Annotated in this window: 16 protein-coding genes, 2 tRNA genes, 2 rRNA genes and 1 riboswitch; of the genes, 13 read left to right on the top strand and 7 right to left on the bottom strand. The window is 55.4% G+C overall.

All coding sequences use genetic code 11. From position 1 onward, the window contains the following. Positions 1 to 64: 64 nt before the first annotated feature. A complete protein-coding gene (katG, locus tag C1N69_RS22140; protein ID WP_025758836.1) occupies positions 65 to 2,245 on the top strand; it encodes a catalase/peroxidase HPI in 2,181 nt (726 codons plus the stop codon). An 83-nt stretch (positions 2,246 to 2,328) separates the two neighbouring features. On the opposite strand, the gene gldA is transcribed toward katG, so the two are convergent. From gldA to argE, 5 genes are all read right to left on the bottom strand, one after another. Then, complete coding sequence (gene gldA, locus C1N69_RS22135; RefSeq protein WP_155031870.1) at positions 2,329 to 3,432, bottom strand: bifunctional L-1,2-propanediol dehydrogenase/glycerol dehydrogenase; 1,104 nt, start codon at positions 3,430 to 3,432, stop codon at positions 2,329 to 2,331. A 12-nt stretch (positions 3,433 to 3,444) separates the two neighbouring features. Continuing rightward, positions 3,445 to 4,107: a fructose-6-phosphate aldolase gene (gene fsa, locus C1N69_RS22130; RefSeq protein ID WP_155031869.1), complete on the bottom strand. Its 663-nt coding sequence runs from the start codon at positions 4,105 to 4,107 to the stop codon at positions 3,445 to 3,447. 128 nt (positions 4,108 to 4,235) lie between these two features. Next, complete coding sequence (locus C1N69_RS22125; RefSeq protein ID WP_155031868.1) at positions 4,236 to 5,000, bottom strand: helix-turn-helix transcriptional regulator; 765 nt, start codon at positions 4,998 to 5,000, stop codon at positions 4,236 to 4,238. A 95-nt stretch (positions 5,001 to 5,095) separates the two neighbouring features. Further along, on the bottom strand, positions 5,096 to 7,747 hold the full coding sequence (ppc, locus tag C1N69_RS22120) for a phosphoenolpyruvate carboxylase (RefSeq protein ID WP_025758842.1): 2,652 nt from the start codon (positions 7,745 to 7,747) through the stop codon (positions 5,096 to 5,098). A 271-nt stretch (positions 7,748 to 8,018) separates the two neighbouring features. Continuing rightward, complete coding sequence (argE, locus tag C1N69_RS22115) at positions 8,019 to 9,170, bottom strand: acetylornithine deacetylase (protein ID WP_155031867.1); 1,152 nt, start codon at positions 9,168 to 9,170, stop codon at positions 8,019 to 8,021. Positions 9,171 to 9,258: 88 nt separating this feature from the next. Between argE and argC the strand changes: the two genes are divergently transcribed. The 4 genes from argC (at position 9,259) to oxyR (ending at position 13,717) form a co-directional block, all read left to right on the top strand. After that, a complete protein-coding gene (gene argC, locus C1N69_RS22110) occupies positions 9,259 to 10,263 on the top strand; it encodes an N-acetyl-gamma-glutamyl-phosphate reductase (RefSeq protein ID WP_047959710.1) in 1,005 nt (334 codons plus the stop codon). Positions 10,264 to 10,269: 6 nt separating this feature from the next. Further along, on the top strand, positions 10,270 to 11,046 hold the full coding sequence (argB, locus tag C1N69_RS22105; RefSeq protein ID WP_094919457.1) for an acetylglutamate kinase: 777 nt from the start codon (positions 10,270 to 10,272) through the stop codon (positions 11,044 to 11,046). 74 nt (positions 11,047 to 11,120) lie between these two features. Beyond that, positions 11,121 to 12,494, top strand: coding sequence for an argininosuccinate lyase (gene argH, locus C1N69_RS22100; RefSeq protein ID WP_047959709.1), 1,374 nt, complete (start codon positions 11,121 to 11,123; stop codon positions 12,492 to 12,494). 305 nt (positions 12,495 to 12,799) lie between these two features. Beyond that, positions 12,800 to 13,717 (top strand): DNA-binding transcriptional regulator OxyR, encoded by a 918-nt coding sequence (oxyR, locus tag C1N69_RS22095; protein ID WP_025758848.1) that lies wholly within the window; start codon positions 12,800 to 12,802, stop codon positions 13,715 to 13,717. Here the strand turns inward: oxyR and sthA are convergent. Then, complete coding sequence (sthA, locus tag C1N69_RS22090; RefSeq protein WP_025758849.1) at positions 13,700 to 15,100, bottom strand: Si-specific NAD(P)(+) transhydrogenase; 1,401 nt, start codon at positions 15,098 to 15,100, stop codon at positions 13,700 to 13,702. The genes oxyR and sthA overlap by 18 nt on opposite strands. Positions 15,101 to 15,296: 196 nt before the next feature. Here sthA and fabR point away from each other — a divergent pair, with 196 nt between their 5' ends. Further along, positions 15,297 to 15,935: an HTH-type transcriptional repressor FabR gene (gene fabR / locus C1N69_RS22085; protein WP_008501784.1), complete on the top strand. Its 639-nt coding sequence runs from the start codon at positions 15,297 to 15,299 to the stop codon at positions 15,933 to 15,935. A gap of 9 nt (positions 15,936 to 15,944) precedes the next feature. Further along, complete coding sequence (locus C1N69_RS22080) at positions 15,945 to 16,304, top strand: YijD family membrane protein (RefSeq protein ID WP_025758852.1); 360 nt, start codon at positions 15,945 to 15,947, stop codon at positions 16,302 to 16,304. 79 nt (positions 16,305 to 16,383) lie between these two features. On the opposite strand, the gene trmA is transcribed toward C1N69_RS22080, so the two are convergent. After that, positions 16,384 to 17,484, bottom strand: coding sequence for a tRNA (uridine(54)-C5)-methyltransferase TrmA (trmA, locus tag C1N69_RS22075; RefSeq protein ID WP_025758854.1), 1,101 nt, complete (start codon positions 17,482 to 17,484; stop codon positions 16,384 to 16,386). Positions 17,485 to 17,588: 104 nt separating this feature from the next. Further along, a riboswitch (cobalamin riboswitch) is annotated at positions 17,589 to 17,764 on the top strand. A 66-nt stretch (positions 17,765 to 17,830) separates the two neighbouring features. On the opposite strand from trmA, the gene btuB reads away from it, so the two are divergent. The 6 genes from btuB to C1N69_RS22045 all read left to right on the top strand — a co-directional run bounded on the left by btuB (position 17,831) and on the right by C1N69_RS22045 (position 25,721). Then, positions 17,831 to 19,669 carry a TonB-dependent vitamin B12 receptor BtuB gene (btuB, locus tag C1N69_RS22070; protein WP_155031866.1) on the top strand — a complete coding sequence of 613 codons (1,839 nt, stop codon included), beginning with the start codon at positions 17,831 to 17,833 and terminating at the stop codon, positions 19,667 to 19,669. Continuing rightward, positions 19,614 to 20,465 (top strand): glutamate racemase, encoded by an 852-nt coding sequence (gene murI, locus C1N69_RS22065; protein WP_025758856.1) that lies wholly within the window; start codon positions 19,614 to 19,616, stop codon positions 20,463 to 20,465. Before btuB ends, murI begins: the two co-directional genes overlap by 56 nt. Before the next feature lie 384 nt (positions 20,466 to 20,849). Further along, positions 20,850 to 22,389 (top strand): 16S ribosomal RNA (locus C1N69_RS22060). A 69-nt stretch (positions 22,390 to 22,458) separates the two neighbouring features. Continuing rightward, positions 22,459 to 22,535: transfer RNA gene (locus C1N69_RS22055), tRNA-Ile, on the top strand. A gap of 36 nt (positions 22,536 to 22,571) precedes the next feature. Beyond that, positions 22,572 to 22,647 (top strand) — tRNA-Ala (locus C1N69_RS22050). A gap of 171 nt (positions 22,648 to 22,818) precedes the next feature. Then, positions 22,819 to 25,721: ribosomal RNA gene (locus tag C1N69_RS22045) — 23S ribosomal RNA — on the top strand. The 16S and 23S rRNA genes sit together here with 2 tRNA genes alongside, the layout of an rRNA operon. The last annotated feature ends 40 nt before the right edge of the window (positions 25,722 to 25,761 follow it).

Below are 25,761 nucleotides of genomic sequence, written 5' to 3'. Positions count from 1 at the left end.
TCAACTATATCTTATTGCTAGTGGTGTATATCGTAACGGTAACACTGTAAAAGGGAGCATAGCGATGAGCACGTCAGACGATTCCAATAAAGCGGCATCAGTCGGCAAATGCCCGTTCCATCAGGGCGGCGTCGATCACAGCGCGGGGGCAGGTACAGGCAGCCGTGACTGGTGGCCAAAACAACTCCGCATCGATCTTCTTAACCAACATTCCAACCGTTCTAACCCTCTGGGTGAAGACTTCGACTACCGCAAAGAATTCAGCAAGCTTGATTACTCTGCCCTGAAAGGCGACCTCAAAGCACTTTTAACCGACTCTCAACCGTGGTGGCCAGCCGACTGGGGCAGCTATGCGGGCCTGTTTATCCGTATGGCCTGGCATGGCGCGGGTACCTATCGCTCCGTTGACGGACGCGGTGGGGCAGGACGCGGTCAACAGCGCTTTGCGCCACTGAACTCCTGGCCGGATAACGTTAGCCTGGATAAAGCGCGCCGTCTGCTGTGGCCCATCAAGAAAAAATACGGACAAAAAATTTCCTGGGCTGACCTGTTCATCCTCGCGGGTAACGTGGCGCTGGAGAACTCCGGCTTCCGCACCTTTGGTTTTGGTGCCGGGCGTGAAGATGTCTGGGAACCGGATCTGGACGTGAACTGGGGTGATGAAAAAGCCTGGCTGACCCACCGCGATCCGGAAGCGCTGGCGAAGCGCCCTCTGGCTGCCACCGAAATGGGGCTGATTTACGTTAACCCGGAAGGGCCAAACGCCAGTGGCGAACCGCTGTCAGCGGCAGCGGCGATCCGCGCAACCTTCGGCAACATGGGGATGAACGATGAAGAGACCGTCGCGCTGATTGCGGGCGGCCACACACTCGGTAAAACCCACGGCGCAGGTGAAGCCACCCACGTGGGTACCGACCCGGAAGCCTCACCGATTGAAGCGCAGGGTCTTGGCTGGGCCAGCACGCATGGCACAGGTGTTGGCGCTGACGCCATCACCTCCGGTCTGGAAGTCATCTGGTCCCAAACGCCGACCCAGTGGAGCAACTACTTCTTCGAGAACCTGTTCAAATACGAATGGGTACAGACCCGCAGCCCGGCAGGCGCGATTCAGTTTGAAGCCGTGGATGCACCGGAAATCATGCCTGACCCGTTCGACCCGTCGAAAAAACGTAAGCCAACGATGCTGGTTACCGACCTGACGCTGCGTTTTGACCCGGAATTCGAAAAGATTTCTCGCCGTTTCCTGAACGATCCGCAGGCTTTCAACGAAGCCTTCGCGCGCGCGTGGTTCAAACTGACTCACCGCGATATGGGGCCAAAATCGCGTTACCTTGGTCCGGAAGTGCCGAAAGAAGATCTGATCTGGCAGGATCCGCTGCCGGAGGCGGTATTCAATCCGACCAAAGAAGACATTGAAAGCCTGAAGGCGGAAATTGCTGCGTCCGGCCTGTCTGTCAGCGAACTGGTTTCTGTTGCCTGGGCGTCAGCCTCAACCTTCCGCGGTGGCGATAAGCGTGGCGGCGCCAACGGCGCGCGTCTGGCGTTGGCCCCTCAGCGTGACTGGGACGTGAACGCCGCAGCGGTTCGCGCACTGCCGGCGCTGGAAGCTATCCAGCGCACCACCAACAAAGCCTCCCTGGCCGATATTATCGTGCTGGCGGGCGTGGTAGGTGTTGAGCAGGCTGCCAAAGCTGCGGGCGTGTATGTCACCGTACCGTTCACGCCGGGCCGCGTGGATGCGCGTCAGGACCAGACGGATATCGAGATGTTTAACCTGCTTGAGCCGATTGCCGATGGCTTCCGCAACTACCGTGCGCAGGTGGATGTGTCCACGACGGAGTCATTGCTGATTGATAAGGCCCAGCAGCTGACGCTGACCGCACCGGAGTTGACGGTGCTGATCGGTGGCCTGCGCGTATTGGGTGCAAACTTTGATGGCAGCAAGAACGGCGTGTTCACCAACCGTGAGGGCGTGCTGAGCAATGATTTCTTCGTGAACCTGCTGGACATGAATACCCAGTGGAAGGCGACCGATGAATCCAATGAGCTGTTTGCCGGAAGCGATCGCGCCAGTGGTGAAGTGAAATATACCGCCACCCGCGCCGATCTGGTCTTCGGTTCTAACGCCGTGCTGCGTGCGCTGGCAGAGGTTTACGCCAGTGACGATGCGCATGAGAAGTTTGTCCGCGACTTCGTTGCAGCATGGGCGAGGGTGATGGATCTGGATCGGTTTGACGTGAAGTAACCATGATGCCGGGTGGCGGTTACGCCTACCCGGCTTACGGGCAAAAAAATCCCCGCCGATGCGGGGATTTTTATTCATGCTAGTTACTTCCACTCCTGCAGGAAACGCTGTCCATACTGGTCGGCCACCAGCAGTGCCGCGTAAACCTGATCCGGCGACACGCCGCCCGGCATGTTGTGGATGGTTTCCCCTTCCGCGCAAGACGCTTCGGCAATCAGACGCATTTTGGCCGGAATGTCGTCTTTGATATTCAGCTGCGCCAGCGTAATGGGCAGCCCAACGCTGTGGCAAAGCGCCGCGACGGTCTCTATTTCTTCTACCGGCGCGTTTTCCAGCACCAGCTGCGTCAATGTCCCAAACGCCACTTTTTCACCGTGATAGAAATGATGTGCGTCCGGTACCGCCGTCATACCGTTATGAATAGCGTGTGCCGCCGCCAGACCGCCGCTCTCAAAACCTACACCGCTGAGATAGGTATTGGCTTCGATAATGCGTTCCAGCGCCGGTGTGACCACATGCTGTTCTGCCGCCAACATCGCTTTTTCACCTTCTTCAACCAGCGTGTTGTAGCACAGCTCGGCGAGCGCCAGTGCCGCCTGGGTACATTTACCGCCGGACATCGTGGTCGCGCCGCTGCGTGAGCAGGCGCGTGCTTCAAACCAGGTCGCCAGCGCATCGCCAATCCCGGCGGCCAGCAGACGCGCAGGCGCACCCGCAACCACTTTCGTATCCACAATCACCATGTTCGGGTTGTGCGGCAGCATCAGGTAGCGATCGAACTCGCCGCTGTCGGTGTAAATGACGGAGAGGGCGCTGCACGGCGCATCGGTGGAAGCGATAGTCGGCGCAATCGCAACGGGCACGTCCATAAAGTGAGCCAGTGCTTTGGCGGTATCCAGCGTTTTACCACCACCGATACCCAGCACCGCCATACAGTCGGCACTGTCAGCGAGTTTTTTCAGACGATCGATTTCATTTTGTGAACATTCGCCGCCAAAGGGTGCGATTTCGGCATGCAGCTCTGCTTTTTTAAAGCTTTGTCGCAAGGTCTCTTCGGCAAAACCCAGTACAAATTTATCACCGACGACCAGCCAGCGCTGTGCCAGAGGTTTCAGATAGTCGCCGAGACGGGTCAGCACATCCGCGCCCTGGATATATTTCCCAGGCGATTGAATGATACGGTCCATAACAATTCTCCCTTAGAGGTTGAGGTTACCAAACGCGTTTTTCCAGTCCTGCTCGAACTTCTCTATGGCTGACTCTACCGCCGGGGTGCCGAGCATGTGTTGCGCTACATCTAAAGGAAGCGTGATTGCCTCACATCCCGCGAGCAGACAGTCCAGCGCCTGACGCGGCGTTTTGAAGCTGGCGGCCAGCACTTTACTGTCCGGCGCGTGCAGTTCCACCAGGGTTTGCAGCTCCTGGACCATGCGGATGCCGTCACCGCCCTGCGCGTCGACACGGTTGACATACGGCGCGACATACTTTGCCCCTGCCAGCGCAGCGAGCAAGCCCTGGGCTGCGCTGTACACGGCGGTGCCCAGGGTGGTGATGCCCTCTTTTTTCAGCGCCTTAATCGCGATAAGCCCCTGTTCGGTCACCGGGATTTTCACCACGATACCCGGAATGGCGTTACTCAGACGTTTGGCTTCCGCCACCATGCCATCTGCCTCGCGGCTCAGGGTCTGCGCAAACAGCGTGCCTTCCGGCCCGATGGCGTTTTGCAGGCGCGGCAGTACATCCCAGAGGGGTTCACGGCTGGCGGCAATAATGCTCGGGTTGGTGGTGACGCCCGCGATGGGAAAAATGCGCGCCAGGCGTTCTACTTCCGCCACGTTGGCGGTATCCAGGTACAGTTCCATTATTTTTCCTTAAGTCAGAAAGATTGATGACAGGATAAAGCGGGGCTGCAGACTGGAGATACAGGTCAATTTTGCCAAATACTGGACAAATGTAATGTGCTTAACGAAGTGAGATGCCGATCACAATGCTAGTTTTTGGCCGTCAACTGGCTGTGATACTGGCGGCGATATTCAGAAGGGGAACGTTCGGTGTGTTTGCGAAAGAGACGGCAGAAATAGTTGCTGTCCATAAATCCGCAGCGCGCTGCAATATCCTTGATTTTTAAATCGTATCCCTTGAGCAGCTGGCGCGCGTGTTCCAGACGCGTTTGTGTCAGGTATTCATTGAACCCGACGTTCCCGGTCTTCTGAAAAAGATGGGAAAGATAGTTGGGGGAAATATAAAACGCCTCGGCAACGGAATCTCGGGTCAGCGCTGAGGCATGATGTTCGTCAATAAAGAGACGAATGGCTTCAAAGAGCGCGCGGCTGCGGCTATCAGTGTGGATCTCGCTGCCAAGCAGATCGCGGCAGTGGCTGAGCAGACTTAACACCACCAGCCTGGCCGTGTCCTGCTCAGTCGGCTGCATGTGCAGCTCATTGAGCGTTTGCAGGAGAAATGCGCCCGTTCTGGGACCTCGTCTGGCAACCTGCTGCTGTTGTAAAAGGGCATTACCCCGGTGGAGCTGAAGCGTCAGCTGCTGTTTACCGAAGCTTATTCTGAGAGAGTTTGAAGAATGAAGCGGAACATACCCGGATGCGGAAAAGCATACCTCGCAGCGGGTTTCCAGGCTAACTGAGAGACAAGGTGATGTTCGGATATGCTTCCCGGGAGGCGCGACAAAGTGCACCTGATACAGGGGTAATGTGCCGTTAATCAGATCCGTCAGGATGTGCGTGATATCGTGGTACATGAGGTGGGAACCGGGATATTGCCGGGTGGCGCTAACGCTTACCCGGCCTACTTGTCGTAGGCCCGTGCAAGCGCAGCGCCGCCGGGCATAAAGCATTAGCCAGTGTTACGCATACCCGCCGCAACACCCGCAATCGTCACCATCAGCGCCTGTTCAACGCGTGGATCCGGCTCTTTCCCTTCCTCTTCTGCCAGACGGGAACGGTGCAGCAGTTCAGCCTGCAGGACGTTCAGCGGATCGGTGTAGATGTTACGCAGCTGAATAGACTCGGCAATCCACGGCAGGTCCGCCATCAGGTGTGAGTCGTTGGCGATATCCAGCACCACTTTAATGTCGCCTTCGAGCAGTTCGCGCAGCTCTTTACCCAGCGCCCACAGTTCAGGTTTCACCAGACGCTGATCGTAGTATTCCGCCAGCCACAGGTCCGCTTTCGAGAAGACCATCTCCAGCATACCCAGACGGGTAGAGAAGAACGGCCAGTCGCGGCACATGGTTTCCAGCTCGCTCTGTTTGCCATCTTCCACCACTTTTTGCAGCGCGGCACCGGCGCCCAGCCAGGCGGGCAGCATCAGACGGTTCTGCGTCCAGGCGAAGATCCACGGAATCGCACGCAGGGACTCTACGCCACCGGTCGGGCGACGCTTGGCAGGACGTGAACCCAGCGGCAGTTTACCCAGCTCCTGCTCTGGTGTAGCTGAGCGGAAGTAAGGGACGAAATCTTTGTTTTCACGCACGTAGCCGCGGTACAAATCGCAGGAAATGTCTGACAGCTCGTCCATGATATGGCACCAGGAGGCTTTTGGCTCCGGCGGTGGCAGCAGGTTCGCTTCCAGAATGGCACTGGTATAAAGCGACAGACTGCTGATGGTTACTTCCGGCAGGCCGTATTTGAAGCGGATCATCTCACCCTGCTCGGTCACGCGCAGGCCGCCTTTCAGGCTTCCCGGCGGCTGCGACAACAGTGCCGCATGCGCAGGCGCGCCACCGCGGCCAATGGATCCACCGCGTCCGTGGAACAGGGTCAACTCAATACCGGCTTTCTCGCAGGTTTTGATCAGCGCATCCTGCGCCTGATACTGCGCCCAGGATGCGGCCATCACGCCCGCATCTTTTGCGGAGTCGGAATAGCCAATCATTACCATCTGTTTGCCCTGAATGAAGCCGCGATACCAGTCGATATTCAGCAACTGGGTCATGACGTCGTTGGCATTGTTCAGGTCGTCGAGGGTTTCAAACAGCGGAGCGACCGGCAGGGCATAGTCGATACCGGCTTCTTTCAGCAGAAGGTGAACGGCCAGCACGTCGGACGGGGTTTTCGCCATGGAGATCACGTAGGCGGCCACCGATCCTTTTGGCGCATCCACGATCGCTTTACAGGTGTTGAGCACTTCGCGGGTTTCGTTGCTTGGCTCCCAGTTGCGCGGCAGCAGAGGGCGCTTCGAGTTCAGCTCGCGGATCAGGAAGGCCTGTTTGTCGGCTTCGGACCAGCTTTCATAGTCTCCGATACCGAGATAGCGGGTCAGTTCGCCCAGGGCTTCGGTATGGCGGGTGCTCTCCTGACGCACGTCGATACGCACCAGCGGCACGCCAAAACACTTCACGCGACGCAGGGTATCGAGCAGTTCGCCGTTGGCGATGATGCCCATTCCGCAGGCCTGCAGTGATTTATAACAGGCGTAGAGAGGCTCCCAGAGCTGCTCGTTCTGGCTCAGCAGACCTTCCGGCTTCGGCAGGCGCTGGCCTTTCAGGCGCGCTTCCAGCCAGGCCTGGGTGGCCATCAGCTGACTGCGCAGTTTTTTCATCAGGAAACGGTACGGCTCGCTGGCGCCTTCTTCTCCGGCCAGCGCGCGCAGTTCCGGCGTCGCTTCAACCATCGACAGTTCGGAGATCAGCACCTGAATATCTTTCAGGAACAGGTCGGTCGCTTTCCAGCGGCTTAGCAGCAGGACGTGACGGGTAATTTCCGCGGTGACGTTCGGGTTACCATCGCGGTCACCGCCCATCCAGGAGGTGAAACGGACCGGAACAAAGTCGACCGGCAGGCGGTAGCCCAGGTTCTCTTCCAGCTGCTCGTTCAGCTCACGCAGATAGTTAGGTACCCCTTCCCACAGGCTGTTTTCCACCACCGCAAAGCCCCATTTGGCTTCGTCGACCGGGCTTGGGCGGTGCTTACGAATTTCATCGGTGTGCCAGGACTGGGCAATCAGCTGGCGCAGACGGCGCATCAGCTGGTTACGTTCGTAGTCGGCAATGTCTTTATTATCCAACTGCTTGAGGCAGTTATTCACTTCCACCATTTTGTGGATCAGGGTGCGACGGGTGATTTCGGTTGGGTGGGCGGTCAGCACCAGCTCCAGCGAAAGCGACTCTACCGCTTTTTTGATGGTGGCTTCGTTAAGGTCTGGCTGCTCTTTCAGTTTACGAAGGGTGCGGGCAATGACTTCCGGGTTGCTGGCCGCTTCGCCATTTGGCGAAATGCTGTGGTATTGCTCAGCGGTGTTTGCCAGGTTCAGGAACTGGCTGAATGCGCGTGCAACGGGCAGTAGTTCATCGTTAGAGAGGTTCTGCAAGGTGGTTAGCAGCTCCTGACGACTGGCTTCGTTACCGGCACGGGAAGCTTTAGACAGCTTGCGGATGGTTTCAACGCGGTCGAGGATGTTCTCCCCCAACGCATCTTTGATGGTATCTCCAAGCACTTTGCCGAGCATACTGACATTACTACGCAACGCGGAATATTGTTCGTTCATAAAAACCCAGTCACCCCATCATTTTTGTTTATGCCCAGACGAAACGCATCCGGGCATTATTTTGTCATCTCCCTTTATAAAGCCACGTAAAACCCCCGTCGTCAATTGCTGCGAAAACGGTTCAGCAAACGAATAAATGCGGGTAATTTACGAAATTTAATTCGCATTGCGTCAGATAAGAGATGCTTATGGGAATGTGACGGAGATCATGCGATTTGTTGCCCTCACCCTAACCCTCTCCCACAGGGAGAGGGGACTCTTCGGTGCGGTTTTAATGCCAGCAGAAGTGATGTACAACCTGGGTGATCAGCTCGCGAGTAGGCTTGATAAAGCGGGTTTCCAGATATTCGTCCGGCTGGTGCGCCTGGTTGATGGAGCCAGGGCCGAGTACCAGCGTCGGGCACAGGGTCTGAATAAACGGCGCTTCGGTGCAGTAGTTCACCACGTCGGTTTTTTCACCGAGCAATTTTTCTACCACTTCGACCAGCTGATGATCCGGCGGGCACTCATAACCCGGAATCGGTGGATGCAGTTCGGAGACCGTCAGGCGGCCCGGCCAGCGCTCGCTGACCGGGGCCAGCGCTTCATTCAGCAAGCCGTCGAGATCGCTCAGCGTCATGCCCGGCAGCGGGCGGATATCCATATGCAGTTCACAGCAGGCACAGATACGGTTGGAGGCATCGCCGCCGTGCAGACTGCCGAGGTTCAGGGTCGGATACGGCACGGTGAACGCGTCGTAGTGATAGCGCTCTTTAAGATCGTCGCGCAGGGTCATGATGCGCCCGATGGCGTCATGCATCAGCTCAATGGCGTTGATGCCGCGCGCCGGATCGCTGGAGTGACCGGACTGGCCCAGGACACGCACTGCGGTAGAGATATGGCCTTTATGCGCACGGATTGGCTGTAACGAGGTTGGCTCACCGATGATCGCGCAATCCGGGCGAATCGACGTGTTTTCCGAGAAGTAGCGTGCACCCGCCATGCTGGTCTCTTCATCGGCGGTTGCCAGGATGTAGAGCGGCTTTTTCAGTTTTGTCACGTCCACGTCACGCAGCGCGTCGAGGATAAAGGCGAAGAAGCCTTTCATGTCGGCCGTGCCCAGCCCGTAGAGTTTGTTGTCATGCTCGGTCAGGGTAAACGGGTCGCGGGTCCAGCGGCCATCATCAAACGGCACGGTGTCGGTATGACCCGCAAGCAGCAGGCCGCCTGCGCCGGTTCCGGTGCTGGCGAGCAGGTTAAATTTGTGGCGGGTTCCGGGAACGGGCTGAACCTCAACGTTAAAGCCAAGATCGCTGAACCAACCCGCCAGCAGATTGATTAAAGACGCATTGCTCTGATCCAGTGCTTCTTCCGTTGCGCTGATGGACGGTGTGGCAATCAGGGCGCGGTAAATCTCGATAAATGGTGGTAAGTTCATTTTCATTGTTGACACACCTTAGGTCGTGATAGTATCAATATTCATGCAATAAATGTGAATAAAAATACATTATCGTTGAGCATAAAGGAACCCGATGTTGAATACGCTGATTGTAGGCGCTAGCGGTTATGCGGGCGCAGAGCTTGTAAGCTACGTAAATCGTCACCCTCATATGACCATAACCGCTTTGACTGTGTCAGCGCAAAGCAATGATGCGGGAAAGTTAATTTCCGATTTGCATCCGCAACTTAAGGGCATGGTTGATCTGCCTTTGCAGCCCATGTCTGACATCAGCGAGTTCACCGACGGCGTCGACGTCGTGTTTTTAGCCACCGCGCATGAGGTCAGCCACGACCTGGCGCCGCAGTTCCTGGCGGCCGGCTGCGTGGTGTTTGACCTCTCCGGCGCGTTCCGTGTTAACGACGGCGCGTTTTACGAAAAATATTACGGCTTCACTCACCAGCATCCGGATCTGCTTGAAAAAGCGGTGTATGGCCTTGCGGAGTGGAGTGCAGACAAGCTGAAAGAAGCGGATTTGATTGCCGTTCCGGGTTGCTACCCGACGGCGGCGCAGCTCTCTTTGAAACCGCTGATCGACGCCGGGCTGCTCGATCTGAACCAGTGGCCGGTGATCAACGCCACCAGCGGCGTGAGCGGAGCCGGGCGCAAGGCCGCTATCTCCAACAGCTTCTGCGAAGTGAGCCTTCAGCCGTATGGCGTGTTTAATCACCGCCATCACCCTGAAATCACCACGCATTTGGGCGCGGACGTGATTTTCACGCCGCATCTGGGCAGCTTCCCGCGTGGGATCCTCGAAACCATTACCTGCCGCCTGAAACCGGGTGTGACCAGCGAACAGGTGAAGGCGATCTTCACGCAGGCGTATGCAGATAAACCGCTGGTGCGTCTGTATGACAAAGGCGTGCCGGCGCTGAAAAATGTGGTCGGTCTGCCGTTCTGCGATATCGGCTTTGCCGTTCAGGGCGAGCATCTGATCGTGGTGGCCGCAGAAGACAACTTACTCAAAGGCGCTGCCGCTCAGGCAATGCAATGTGCAAATATTCGTTTCGGTTTCCCGGAAACGCAGGCTCTTATTTAAGGTGTGATGATGAACCCATTAATTATCAAACTCGGTGGTGTACTGCTGGACAGCGAAGAAGCGCTGGAGCGTCTTTTTACCGCGCTGGTTAACTATCGCGAATCACACCAACGTCCGCTGGTGATTGTGCACGGCGGCGGCTGCGTGGTGGATGAGCTGATGAAAGGGCTCAACCTGCCGGTGAAAAAGAAAAACGGTCTGCGGGTGACGCCTGCCGATCAGATTGACATCATCACCGGTGCGCTGGCGGGTACGGCGAACAAAACGCTGCTCTCATGGGCGAAGAAACACCATATTGCGTCCGTTGGCCTCTATCTGGGCGATGGCGATAGCGTAAAAGTGACCCAGCTCGACGAAGAGCTCGGCCATGTTGGACTGGCGCAGCCAGGTTCGCCTAAGCTGATAAACACGCTGCTGGAAGGCGGTTTCCTGCCGGTGGTGAGCTCTATCGGCGTGACCGAAGAGGGCGCGCTGATGAACGTGAATGCGGACCAGGCGGCGACCGCGCTGGCCGCGACGCTGGGCGCGGATCTGATCCTGCTCTCCGACGTGAGCGGTATTCTGGACGGCAAAGGCCAGCGCATCGCGGAAATGACTGCGGCAAAAGCCGAACAGCTGATCGCCCAGGGCATTATTACTGACGGGATGATCGTCAAAGTCAATGCGGCGCTGGATGCCGCACGCACGCTCGGTCGCCCGGTGGATATCGCCTCCTGGCGTCATGCGGAGCAGCTTCCGGCACTGTTTAACGGCACGCCGATTGGCACACGTATTTTAGCGTAAGTTTTTAATGAATGACCGTAGGCCGGGTAAGCGTAGCGCCACCCGGCGGAACTAACGAATAAAGGAACGATGTTATGGCACTTTGGGGTGGGCGTTTTACACAGGCAGCGGATCAGCGGTTCAAACAGTTCAACGACTCTTTGCGCTTCGACTACCGCCTGGCCGAACAGGATATCGTCGGCTCTGTGGCCTGGTCCAAAGCGCTGGTAACGGTGGGCGTACTGAGCGCAGAGGAACAGCTGCAGCTGGAAGAGGCGCTCAACAATCTGCTGGAAGAAGTGCGTCTGGATCCGCAGCAAATCCTGCAGAGCGATGCCGAAGATATTCACAGCTGGGTGGAAGGCAAGCTGATCGACAAAGTCGGCCAGCTGGGTAAAAAGCTTCACACTGGCCGGAGCCGTAACGACCAGGTCGCCACCGACCTGAAGCTGTGGTGTAAAGATACCGTTGGTGAACTGCTGGCGGCCAACCGTCAGCTGCAGAGCGCGCTGGTGGAGACCGCACAGAATAACCAGGATGCGGTGATGCCGGGTTATACCCATCTGCAGCGCGCACAGCCGGTGACTTTTGCGCACTGGTGTCTGGCCTATGTTGAAATGCTGGCGCGCGATGAAAGCCGTCTGCAGGATACCCTGAAACGACTGGACGTCAGCCCGCTGGGCAGCGGCGCGCTGGCCGGTACGGCGTATGAAATCGACCGTGAACAGCTGGCAGGCTGGCTGGGCTTTGCCTCTGCCACCCGCAACAGCCTGGATAGCGTCTCCGATCGTGACCACGTGCTGGAACTGCTCTCTGACGCGTCTATCGGTATGGTGCACCTGTCGCGCTTTGCGGAAGACCTGATCTTCTTTAACTCTGGCGAAGCGGGCTTCGTCGAGCTGTCTGACCGTGTGACGTCTGGCTCTTCGCTGATGCCGCAGAAGAAAAACCCGGATGCGCTGGAGCTGATCCGCGGTAAGTGTGGCCGTGTACAGGGTGCGCTGACAGGCATGATGATGACCCTGAAAGGGCTCCCGCTGGCGTACAACAAAGACATGCAGGAAGACAAAGAAGGTCTGTTCGACGCACTCGACACCTGGCTGGACTGTCTGCATATGGGCGCGCTGGTGCTGGACGGCATTCAGGTGAAGCGTCCACGCTGCCAGGAAGCGGCCCAGCAGGGCTACGCGAACGCGACTGAACTGGCGGATTATCTGGTAGCGAAAGGCGTACCGTTCCGTGAAGCGCACCATATTGTCGGTGAAGCGGTGGTGGAAGCGATTCGTCAGGGGAAACCGCTGGAAGAACTGGCCCTTGCTGACCTGCAGAAATTCAGCGCGGCGATCGGCGATGATGTGTATCCGATTCTTTCGCTGCAGTCCTGCCTGGATAAGCGTGCTGCGAAAGGCGGCGTGTCGCCGAAGCAGGTGGCGCAGGCGATAGCGGATGCGAAAAACCGGTTGGTTTGAACCGTGCGGGCTGGTGCCCTCACCCCGGCCCTCTCCCCACAGGGAGAGGGAGAAAAACAAAGCCTGGCTTAGCGCCAGGCTTTTTTACGCAAAAAAAAAGCGGACCACGGGGTCCGCAAAAGTTCACGTTGGCTTTAGTTGTTCGAGTTTTGAGAGAAACTCGATGACGGGGCGGGGACGTCAAGGGTCAAACACGTGCCGCCTCGTCTATGTGATGTATTATTCAACAGAATGCTTGATAGGGATAATCGTTCGTTGCTATGCTATCTATCGCCATGAACTATCGTGGCGACGGAGGATGAATAATGAATATTCGTGATCTTGAATACCTGGTAGCGTTAGCCGAGCATCGTCACTTTCGCCGCGCGGCAGATTCCTGCCACGTCAGCCAGCCCACGCTGAGCGGTCAGATCCGCAAGCTGGAAGACGAGCTGGGCGTGATGTTGCTGGAGCGCACCAGTCGTAAGGTACTGTTCACACAGGCAGGTCTACTGCTGGTGGATCAGGCGCGCACCGTGCTGCGCGAGGTCAAAGTGCTCAAGGAAATGGCAAGCCAGCAGGGAGAGGCGATGTCTGGCCCACTGCATATTGGCCTGATCCCAACCGTTGGTCCGTACCTGCTGCCGCACATCATTCCGATGCTGCACCAGACGTTCCCGAAACTCGAAATGTACCTGCATGAAGCGCAAACCCATCAGCTGCTGGCACAGCTGGATAGTGGCAAGCTCGACTGCGCCATTCTGGCGCTGGTGAAAGAGAGTGAAGCTTTTATTGAAGTGCCGCTGTTCGATGAGCCAATGATGCTGGCGATCTACGAAGATCACCCGTGGGCGAATCGCGATCGCGTGCCGATGGCCGATCTCGCCGGTGAAAAGCTGCTGATGCTGGAAGACGGCCACTGCCTGCGCGATCAGGCGATGGGCTTCTGCTTCGAAGCGGGCGCTGATGAGGATACCCATTTCCGCGCAACCAGCCTGGAAACGCTGCGTAATATGGTCGCGGCGGGAAGCGGAATCACGCTGCTGCCTGCGCTGGCGGTACCGCGCGAACGCAAACGCGATGGTGTGGTTTACTTGCCGTGCATTAAGCCAGAGCCGCGTCGAACCATTGGTCTGGTCTATCGCCCGGGCTCACCGCTGCGCAGCCGCTATGAGCAGCTGGCAGAGGCCATCCGTGGTGCGATGGATGGCCATTTCGACAGCGCGTTAAAACAGGCGGTTTAAACCGTTTAAGGCAGCGACCCGATAGGCTTCGGCCATGGTCGGGTAGTTAAAGGTGGTGTTAACGAAGTACTCAATGGTGTTGCCACCACCTTTCTGCTCCATGATGGCCTGGCCGATATGAATGATTTCCGCGGCGCGTTCACCAAAGCAGTGAATCCCGAGGATCTCTTTCGTCTCGCGATGGAACAGGATCTTCAGCGTTCCCACGCTCATCCCCACGATTTGCGCCCGCGCCAGATGTTTAAACTGCGCGCGCCCCACCTCGTAAGGCACCTTCATTGAGGTCAGCTGCTGCTCGGTTTTGCCAACAGAACTGATTTCCGGGATGGTATAGATGCCCGTCGGGATATCTTCAATCAGATGCGCCGTCGCTTCGCCTTTTACCAGCGCCTGAGCCGCGATGCGTCCCTGGTCATAAGCGGCAGAGGCCAGACTTGGGTAGCCAATCACGTCGCCAACCGCGTAGATATGCGGCAGGGCGGTCTGATACATGCTGTTGACCTTCAACTGACCACGGCTGTCGGTTTCAAGCCCGATATTTTCCAGCTGCAGCGAATCGGTGTTACCGGTACGGCCGTTGGCATACAGCAGACAGTCAGCTTTCAGCTTCTTGCCAGACTTGAGGTGCATGATCACCCCGTCGTCGCAGCCTTCAATCTTCTCATACTCTTCGTTGTGGCGAATCACCACGCCGCTGTTCCAGAAGTGGTACGAGAGAGAGTCTGACATCTCCTGATCGAGGAACGCCAGCAGGCGATCGCGGGTGTTGATCAGGTCAACTTTGACATCCATTCCGCGGAAAATCGACGCATATTCACAGCCAATGACTCCCGCGCCATAGATAATGACGTGACGGGGTTCATGGTGCAGGCTCAGAATGGAGTCACTGTCGTAGACGCGCGGATGTGAGAAGTCCACGTCGGCCGGATGGTAAGGGCGTGAACCGCAGGCGATGACAAATTTTTCGGCGGTAAGGGTTTCAACCGAACCGTCGTGGCATTCGAGTGCCAGCGTGTGTTCATCCACAAAATGCGCGTTGCCCTGCAAAATCTCACAGTGGTTACGCTCATAAAATCCCTGACGCATACGTGTCTGCTGGTTAATGACGGTATCCGCGTGGTTCAGGATGTCAGCAAAGGATGAACGAAGAAGTCGGGAGTGGTCGCTGTAAAGAGGGTTCTGGTTAAATTCGATAATGCGGCTAACGGCGTGGCGGAGGGCTTTGGAAGGGATGGTGCCCCAGTGGGTGCAACCGCCGCCGACATTATGGTAGCGCTCAATGACCGCTACTCTGGCTCCCTGTTTCACCAGACCCATAGCAGCACCTTCACCGCCGGGACCGGAACCAATAACTATTGCGTCGTAATCGTAGGAATGTGGCATGGCAAGGCTTACCTGTTCTTATACATAAAAGCAACAGAATCATAACATCATTGCCCGAGTAACCCAATTATCGTTGTGCTTTTTTCCGGCAGTGGAGCACAAACCGCACGTAAACAATCATTCACAAAGCTGAGCAAACAGATTAATTTTATTCTCTGGTATAGTGCCATCAGGCCTTTGGAAGGATTCAACTATCGTGATGGGCGTAAGAGCACAACAAAAAGAGAAAACCCGGCGTTCGCTGGTGGAAGCCGCATTCAGTCAACTGAGTGCTGAGCGAAGTTTTGCCAGTTTGAGCCTGCGCGAAGTCGCACGCGAGGCCGGGATTGCGCCAACGTCCTTCTATCGTCATTTCCGTGATGTGGATGAACTGGGCCTGACCATGGTCGATGAAAGCGGCCTGATGCTGCGCCAGTTGATGCGTCAGGCGCGTCAGCGTATCGCCAAAGGGGGCAGCGTCATCCGCACCTCGGTATCGACCTTTATGGAATTTATCGGCAATAACCCCAACGCGTTTCGTCTGCTTTTGCGCGAGCGTTCGGGGACATCAGCGGCGTTTCGTGCCGCCGTCGCGCGTGAAATTCAGCATTTCATCGCGGAACTTGCCGACTATCTTGAACTCGAAAATCATATGCCGCGTGCGTTTACTGAGGCGCAGGCCGAGGCGATGGTGACGATTGTGTTCAGCGCGGGTGCCGAAGCGCTGGATGTCAGCATTGAACAACGTAAGCAGCTTGAAGAGCGACTGGTATTGCAGCTCAGGATGATCTCCAAAGGCGCATACTACTGGTATCGCCGTGAACAAGAGAAACTGGCACATCAAACCGAAGAGTGAAGGTGAGTAATGAAACAGTCAGGTCAGGATAAAGGGACGCTGTTGCTGGCATTGATCGCTGGCTTATCCATTAATGGGACGTTTGCCGCTATTTTTAGCTCCATTGTTCCGTTTTCAATTTTCCCGCTTATTGCGCTGGTGCTGACCGTTTACTGTCTGCATCAACGTTACCTGAACCGCACGATGCCGGTCGGGTTGCCGGGACTGGCGGCGGCCTGCTTTATTCTGGGTGTACTGCTCTACAGCACGGTGGTGCGCGCGGAGTATCCGGATATCGGCTCTAACTTCTTCCCTGCGGTACTGTCTGTTGCGCTGGTATTCTGGATCGGCGCTCGCATGCGTAGCCGCAAAAGCCAGTTGCCGGAGTAATGAATGATTTGTAGGGCAGGTCAGCGAAGCGCTACCTGCCAAAAACGCCGGATGGCGCAACGCTTATCCGGCCTGTAGATCACCGTGCGGTAAGTAAAACACCGCACTCCATATGGTGGGTATACGGGAACTGATCGAACAGTGCCAGACGTTCAACTTTGTGCGTCTGGCCTAATGTTTCAAGGTTCTTGCACAGCGTCTCCGGGTTGCAGGAGATGTACAAAATACGCGGGTACGCCTGCACCATCTTTTCGGTTTCGCTGTCGAGTCCACTGCGCGGCGGGTCGACAAAAATCGTCTCACACTGGTAGCTCTTCAAATCGATCCCTTCCAGACGGTTAAACTGGCGTACGCCGTTCATGGCCTGGGTAAACTCTTCAGCGGCCATACGGATGATCTGCACGTTATCAATATGGTTGGCGGCAATGTTGTACTGCGCGGCGGCAACTGACGGCTTGGCAATTTCCGTTGCCAGCACGCGATCGAAGTTACGTGCCAGCGCCAGGGAGAAGTTGCCGTTACCGCAGTACAGTTCAAGCAGATCGCCCGTTGACCCTTCCGTTGCCTTCAGCGCCCACTCCAGCATCTGCACATTCATCGCGGCGTTCGGCTGGGTAAAACTGTTCTCCACCTGACGATAAATCATCTCTTTACCCGCCACCGGCAGACGCTCGTCGACGTAATCCTGATCGAGCATGATTTTGGTTTTTGTCGCGCGGCCAATCAGATGAACGTTGATGTTCTGCGCCCGCAGCGCATCACGCAGCGCTTCGGCCTGCTCGCGCCACTCGTCATTCAGCGCTTTGTGATACAGCAGGGAGACGATAGCCTGGTTACTTTGCGTGGTCAGATAGTCAATCTGGAACAGCTTGTGGCGCAGCACCGGGTTATCACGTACGCCGTCGATCATTAGCGTCATAAGCTGGTTGATAAGCTCGCTCGCGGCCGGGAAGCTGTCCACGCGAATGCGGGATTTCGTCTGCTGATCGAAAATAATGTGGTACAGGTCATCCCCGTCATGCCAGATGCGGAACTCGGCGCGCATACGATAGTGGCTGACAGGCGAGCGAAACACCTCGGGAACGGGCGCGTTGAACGGCGTCATCATACTTTGCAGGCGGACAACTTTCTCTGCCAGCTGCGCGTCGTACTGTTCGGTCGGGAGGTGTTCGGGGGTCATGATGCGTCCTGAGTGATAAAGAATTACGCGGGGATTGTAGGGATTGTTCAGGGGATGTCCAGATTTAATGGCTAATAGCTGTCTGGACATCTATACGTGTCTAATTGTAGCATTCTGTTTCCGGTCTCATGAGAGTGAAAAGGGAATCCAGTGTAAATCTGGAGCTGACGCGCAGCGGTAACGACTGGCGGGATGAGCGTTGTAGACACTGTGAAAATGGGAAGTCTTCATCCTTATAAAGCCACCTAGCCCGAAGACCTGCCGGGATCACGTCGCATTTGGTTTCATCATCGCGTGCTATCGATGAGGCCTGCGGCATCCTTCTTATATTGTGGATGCTTTAACAATGATTAAAAAAGTATCGCTGTTGACGGCGTTGTCCGTCACGGCATTTTCGGGCTGGGCGCAGGATAGCGCAGACTCGTTGGTGGTGACGGCAAATCGTTTTGAACAACCGGCAAAAACTGTTCTGGCGCCGACGTCCGTGGTGACGCGTGAGGATATTGAGCGCTGGCAATCCACGACCGTTGTCGATGTTATGCGCCGCCTGCCGGGGGTAGATACCGCGCAAAACGGCGGAATGGGGCAGTATTCTTCACTCTTTATACGCGGCACGAATTCCAGTCATGTTCTCATCCTTGTCGACGGGATCCGACTTAACCAGGCGGGCGTCACAGGCGCATCGGATCTCAGCCAGTTTCCGATCGCGCTGGTGCAGCGTATCGAATACATCCGTGGTCCGCGTTCGGCGGTGTATGGTTCCGATGCGATTGGTGGCGTAGTGAACATTATTACCACCCGCGCCAAAGATGGTACGACTCTGAATGCAGGCGTAGGCTCGCACGGTTACCAAAATTATGGCGGCAGTACCCAGCAGACGCTGGGTGAAACTACGCGTGTGACGCTGGCCGGTGATTACACGTATACCAAAGGCTTTGATGTGGTGGCGGACGGTAACAACGGCGGCGTTCCCCAAACCGATCGCGACGGCTACATGAATAAAACGATCTACGGTGCGCTGGAGCATGCGTTCTCCGATCAATGGAGCGGCTTCGTTCGCGGATATGGTTACAGCAACCGTACTGCCTATGACGCTTATTACAGTCCAAACGCGCTAGTTGATACCCGCCAGCTATATAGCCAGACCTGGGATGCCGGACTGCGCTTCAACGAAGATATCTTCCATTCACAGCTGCTTTCCAGTTACAGCCACAGCAAGGATTTTAACTACGATCCGCATCTTGGACGTTATGACGCCACGGCAACGCTGGACGAAATCAAACAGTACAACGTTCAGTGGACAAACTCTGTGGACGTTGGCCATGGCAATATCGGCGCGGGTATCGACTGGCAAAAACAGAGCACAGAACCTAACACCAACTATGTGCCTAATGCATACGACATTCGTAACACGGGCGTCTACCTGACGGCGTTGCAGAAGTTTGGCGATATTACGCTGGAAGGCGCAGCGCGCAGCGACGATAACTCGCAGTTTGGTCGCCATGGTACCTGGCAGAGCAGTGCGGGCTGGGAGTTTATTGACGGTTACCGTTTCATTGCTTCTTATGGTACGGCCTATAAAGCACCGAATCTGGGGCAACTCTACGGGCTCTACGGTAATGACCATCTTGATCCTGAAGAGAGCAAGCAGTGGGAAGGGGCGTTCGAAGGCCTTACCGCAGGCGTGAACTGGCGCGTGTCGGCCTATCGCAACGATGTTGATAACCTGATCGACTTCAACAATAACCTTCAGGAGTATTACAACGTTGGCAAGGCACGTATTAAAGGTGTCGAAGCGACGGCTTCGTTTGATACTGGCCCGGTCATGCATACTGTCAGTTATGACTATGTTGATGCGCGTAATGCGGCAACCAACCAGCTGCTGGATCGTCGCGCTAAACAGCAGGTGAAGTATCAGCTTGATACGCAGATCTATGATTTTGACTGGAGTCTGACCTATCACTATCTGGGTACGCGGTACGATACCGACTTCGGTACATGGCCGAGTCAGAAGGTCAAAATGGGCGGCGTAAGCCTGTGGGATGTCGCAGTTTCGTATCCTGTCACCTCACACCTCACAGTTCGTGGTAAAATAGCCAACCTGTTCGATAAAGATTACGAGACAGTTTATGGCTACCAAACTGCAGGACGGGAATACACCTTGTCTGGCAGCTACACCTTCTAATCCGCGTCCCACCGTGCTGGTATTTGATTCCGGCGTCGGTGGGCTTTCGGTCTATGATGAGATCCGGCATCTCCTGCCGGATCTTCATTACATCTACGCCTTCGATAACGTTGCTTTTCCGTATGGGGAAAAGAGCGAAGATTTTATTGTTGAGCGTGTGGTTGAAATCGTTACTGCGGTACAAAAGCGCTATCCCCTCGCGCTGGCCGTTATCGCCTGCAATACGGCGAGCACCGTTTCCCTTCCTGCCCTGCGTGAAAAATTCCAGTTTCCGGTTGTAGGGGTCGTTCCTGCAATAAAACCAGCAGCGCGCCTGACGGCGAACGGTATTGTGGGGTTGCTGGCAACGCGAGGCACGGTAAAGCGTCCTTATACCCGCGAGCTGATCGACCGTTTTGCCAACGAATGCCAGATTGCGATGCTCGGTTCGGCTGAGCTGGTGGAAATGGCCGAAGCGAAGCTGCATGGAAAGGCGGTATCACTCGAAGAGTTGCGTCGTATTCTTCGTCCGTGGCTGCGGATGCCCGAACCACCGGACACCGTTGTGCTGGGCTGCACCCACTTCCCGCTACTACAGGAAGAACTTTTAGCCGTGTTGCCGGAAGGGACACGTCTGGTGGATTCTGGTGCGGCTATCGCTCGTCGTACGGCCTGGTTGCTGGAGCATGAAGCGCCGGATGCGAAATCAGCCGATGCGAATATTGCTTTTTGTATGGCAATCACGAATGAGACCGAGCAACTTTTACCCGTTTTACGTCGTTACGGCTTTGAAACGCTCGAAAAACTGGCGCTGTAGCACGGTTTTGAGCAAAAAAGAGACGGTTGAACGTTTTTTTTAAAAGAGGGGTTGTCAACGTCTGAGAACTCCCTATAATGCGCCTCCACTGACACGGAACAACGGCTTACAGGCCGCCGGGTTAGCGGGGTTCAGAGATGAACGCCAGCAGAGAAAAGCGAAAATAATCACTTGACTCTGAATGAGGAAAACGTAATATACGGGACCTCGCAACGATGAGCTGAAAGCCGCGTTGCAACTGCTCTTTAACAATTTATCAGACAATCTGTGTGGGCACTCAAAGTGACATGGATTCTTAACGTCGAAAGACGAAAAATGAATACCAAGTCTCAACGAGTGAACACGTAATTCATTACGAAGTTTAATTCAATGAGCATCAAACTTAAATTGAAGAGTTTGATCATGGCTCAGATTGAACGCTGGCGGCAGGCCTAACACATGCAAGTCGAACGGTAGCACAGAGAGCTTGCTCTCGGGTGACGAGTGGCGGACGGGTGAGTAATGTCTGGGAAACTGCCTGATGGAGGGGGATAACTACTGGAAACGGTAGCTAATACCGCATAACGTCGCAAGACCAAAGAGGGGGACCTTCGGGCCTCTTGCCATCAGATGTGCCCAGATGGGATTAGCTAGTAGGTGGGGTAACGGCTCACCTAGGCGACGATCCCTAGCTGGTCTGAGAGGATGACCAGCCACACTGGAACTGAGACACGGTCCAGACTCCTACGGGAGGCAGCAGTGGGGAATATTGCACAATGGGCGCAAGCCTGATGCAGCCATGCCGCGTGTATGAAGAAGGCCTTCGGGTTGTAAAGTACTTTCAGCGGGGAGGAAGGCGTTGTGGTTAATAACCACAGCGATTGACGTTACCCGCAGAAGAAGCACCGGCTAACTCCGTGCCAGCAGCCGCGGTAATACGGAGGGTGCAAGCGTTAATCGGAATTACTGGGCGTAAAGCGCACGCAGGCGGTCTGTCAAGTCGGATGTGAAATCCCCGGGCTCAACCTGGGAACTGCATTCGAAACTGGCAGGCTAGAGTCTTGTAGAGGGGGGTAGAATTCCAGGTGTAGCGGTGAAATGCGTAGAGATCTGGAGGAATACCGGTGGCGAAGGCGGCCCCCTGGACAAAGACTGACGCTCAGGTGCGAAAGCGTGGGGAGCAAACAGGATTAGATACCCTGGTAGTCCACGCCGTAAACGATGTCGACTTGGAGGTTGTGCCCTTGAGGCGTGGCTTCCGGAGCTAACGCGTTAAGTCGACCGCCTGGGGAGTACGGCCGCAAGGTTAAAACTCAAATGAATTGACGGGGGCCCGCACAAGCGGTGGAGCATGTGGTTTAATTCGATGCAACGCGAAGAACCTTACCTACTCTTGACATCCAGAGAACTTTCCAGAGATGGATTGGTGCCTTCGGGAACTCTGAGACAGGTGCTGCATGGCTGTCGTCAGCTCGTGTTGTGAAATGTTGGGTTAAGTCCCGCAACGAGCGCAACCCTTATCCTTTGTTGCCAGCGGTTAGGCCGGGAACTCAAAGGAGACTGCCAGTGATAAACTGGAGGAAGGTGGGGATGACGTCAAGTCATCATGGCCCTTACGAGTAGGGCTACACACGTGCTACAATGGCGCATACAAAGAGAAGCGACCTCGCGAGAGCAAGCGGACCTCATAAAGTGCGTCGTAGTCCGGATTGGAGTCTGCAACTCGACTCCATGAAGTCGGAATCGCTAGTAATCGTAGATCAGAATGCTACGGTGAATACGTTCCCGGGCCTTGTACACACCGCCCGTCACACCATGGGAGTGGGTTGCAAAAGAAGTAGGTAGCTTAACCTTCGGGAGGGCGCTTACCACTTTGTGATTCATGACTGGGGTGAAGTCGTAACAAGGTAACCGTAGGGGAACCTGCGGTTGGATCACCTCCTTACCTTAAAGAACCTGCCTTTGTAGTGCTCACACAGATTGTCTGATGAAAAACAGCAGTAAAAACCTCTACAGGCTTGTAGCTCAGGTGGTTAGAGCGCACCCCTGATAAGGGTGAGGTCGGTGGTTCAAGTCCACTCAGGCCTACCAAATTTGCGAAGCAAATTTGAAGAGGTTATCAACGATGGGGCTATAGCTCAGCTGGGAGAGCGCCTGCTTTGCACGCAGGAGGTCTGCGGTTCGATCCCGCATAGCTCCACCATCTTTTACTGCGAACACAAGAAAACTTCAGAGTGAACCTGAAAAGGTGCACTGCGAAGTTTTGCTCTTTAAAAATCTGGATCAAGCTGAAAATTGAAACGACACACAGTTAATGTGTGTTCGAGTCTCTCAAATTTTCGCAATCATGAAGTGAAACATCTTCGGGTTGTGAGGTTAAGCGACTAAGCGTACACGGTGGATGCCCTGGCAGTCAGAGGCGATGAAGGACGTGCTAATCTGCGAAAAGCGCCGGCGAGGTGATATGAACCTTTGACCCGGCGATGTCCGAATGGGGAAACCCAGTGTGATTCGTCACACTATCGTTAACTGAATACATAGGTTAACGAGGCGAACCGGGGGAACTGAAACATCTAAGTACCCCGAGGAAAAGAAATCAACCGAGATTCCCCCAGTAGCGGCGAGCGAACGGGGAGCAGCCCAGAGTCTGAATCAGCTTGTGTGTTAGTGGAACGGTCTGGAAAGTCCGACGGTACAGGGTGATAGTCCCGTACACGAAAACACACAGGTTGTGAACTCGAAGAGTAGGGCGGGACACGTGGTATCCTGTCTGAATATGGGGGGACCATCCTCCAAGGCTAAATACTCCTGACTGACCGATAGTGAACCAGTACCGTGAGGGAAAGGCGAAAAGAACCCCGGCGAGGGGAGTGAAAAAGAACCTGAAACCGTGTACGTACAAGCAGTGGGAGCACCTTCGGGTGTGACTGCGTACCTTTTGTATAATGGGTCAGCGACTTATATTCTGTAGCAAGGTTAACCGTATAGGGGAGCCGGAGGGAAACCGAGTCTTAACTGGGCGTTAAGTTGCAGGGTATAGACCCGAAACCCGGTGATCTAGCCATGGGCAGGTTGAAGGTTGGGTAACACTAACTGGAGGACCGAACCGACTAATGTTGAAAAATTAGCGGATGACTTGTGGCTGGGGGTGAAAGGCCAATCAAACCGGGAGATAGCTGGTTCTCCCGAAAGCTATTTAGGTAGCGCCTCGTGAACTCATCTTCGGGGGTAGAGCACTGTTTCGGCTAGGGGGCCATCCCGGCTTACCAACCCGATGCAAACTACGAATACCGAAGAATGTTATCACGGGAGACACACGGCGGGTGCTAACGTCCGTCGTGAAGAGGGAAACAACCCAGACCGCCAGCTAAGGTCCCAAAGTCATGGTTAAGTGGGAAACGATGTGGGAAGGCACAGACAGCCAGGATGTTGGCTTAGAAGCAGCCATCATTTAAAGAAAGCGTAATAGCTCACTGGTCGAGTCGGCCTGCGCGGAAGATGTAACGGGGCTAAACCATGCACCGAAGCTGCGGCAGCGACACTATGTGTTGTTGGGTAGGGGAGCGTTCTGTAAGCCGTTGAAGGTGGCCTGTGAGGGCTGCTGGAGGTATCAGAAGTGCGAATGCTGACATAAGTAACGATAAAGCGGGTGAAAAGCCCGCTCGCCGGAAGACCAAGGGTTCCTGTCCAACGTTAATCGGGGCAGGGTGAGTCGACCCCTAAGGCGAGGCCGAAAGGCGTAGTCGATGGGAAACAGGTTAATATTCCTGTACTTGGTGTTACTGCGAAGGGGGGACGGAGAAGGCTATGTTAGCCGGGCGACGGTTGTCCCGGTTTAAGCATGTAGGCGGAGGTTCCAGGTAAATCCGGTACCTTTTTAACGCTGAGGTGTGATGACGAGGCACTACGGTGCTGAAGTAACAAATGCCCTGCTTCCAGGAAAAGCCTCTAAGCATCAGGTAACATCAAATCGTACCCCAAACCGACACAGGTGGTCAGGTAGAGAATACCAAGGCGCTTGAGAGAACTCGGGTGAAGGAACTAGGCAAAATGGTGCCGTAACTTCGGGAGAAGGCACGCTGATATGTAGGTGAAGCCCCTGCGGGTGGAGCTGAAATCAGTCGAAGATACCAGCTGGCTGCAACTGTTTATTAAAAACACAGCACTGTGCAAACACGAAAGTGGACGTATACGGTGTGACGCCTGCCCGGTGCCGGAAGGTTAATTGATGGGGTTAGCGGCAACGCGAAGCTCTTGATCGAAGCCCCGGTAAACGGCGGCCGTAACTATAACGGTCCTAAGGTAGCGAAATTCCTTGTCGGGTAAGTTCCGACCTGCACGAATGGCGTAATGATGGCCAGGCTGTCTCCACCCGAGACTCAGTGAAATTGAACTCGCTGTGAAGATGCAGTGTACCCGCGGCAAGACGGAAAGACCCCGTGAACCTTTACTATAGCTTGACACTGAACACTGGTCCTTGATGTGTAGGATAGGTGGGAGGCTTTGAAGTGTGGACGCCAGTCTGCATGGAGCCGTCCTTGAAATACCACCCTTTAATGGCTGGTGTTCTAACGTAGACCCGTAATCCGGGTTGCGGACAGTGTCTGGTGGGTAGTTTGACTGGGGCGGTCTCCTCCCAAAGAGTAACGGAGGAGCACGAAGGTTAGCTAATCCTGGTCGGACATCAGGAGGTTAGTGCAATGGCATAAGCTAGCTTGACTGCGAGAGTGACGGCTCGAGCAGGTGCGAAAGCAGGTCATAGTGATCCGGTGGTTCTGAATGGAAGGGCCATCGCTCAACGGATAAAAGGTACTCCGGGGATAACAGGCTGATACCGCCCAAGAGTTCATATCGACGGCGGTGTTTGGCACCTCGATGTCGGCTCATCACATCCTGGGGCTGAAGTAGGTCCCAAGGGTATGGCTGTTCGCCATTTAAAGTGGTACGCGAGCTGGGTTTAGAACGTCGTGAGACAGTTCGGTCCCTATCTGCCGTGGGCGCTGGAGAATTGAGGGGGGCTGCTCCTAGTACGAGAGGACCGGAGTGGACGCATCACTGGTGTTCGGGTTGTCATGCCAATGGCACTGCCCGGTAGCTAAATGCGGAAGAGATAAGTGCTGAAAGCATCTAAGCACGAAACTTGCCCCGAGATGAGTTCTCCCTGAGCCTTTAAGGCTCCTGAAGGAACGTTGAAGACGACGACGTTGATAGGTCGGGTGTGTAAGCGCAGCGATGCGTTGAGCTAACCGATACTAATGAACCGTGAGGCTTAACCTTACAACGCCGAAGATGTTTTGGCGAAGAGACGACACAAGAT

This window comes from Enterobacter sichuanensis, assembly GCF_009036245.1.
GTDB classification, from domain to species: Bacteria; Pseudomonadota; Gammaproteobacteria; order Enterobacterales; family Enterobacteriaceae; genus Enterobacter; species Enterobacter sichuanensis.
Note: the sequence above shows the minus strand (reverse complement) of the source record. Positions and strands in the feature narration are given on the sequence as shown.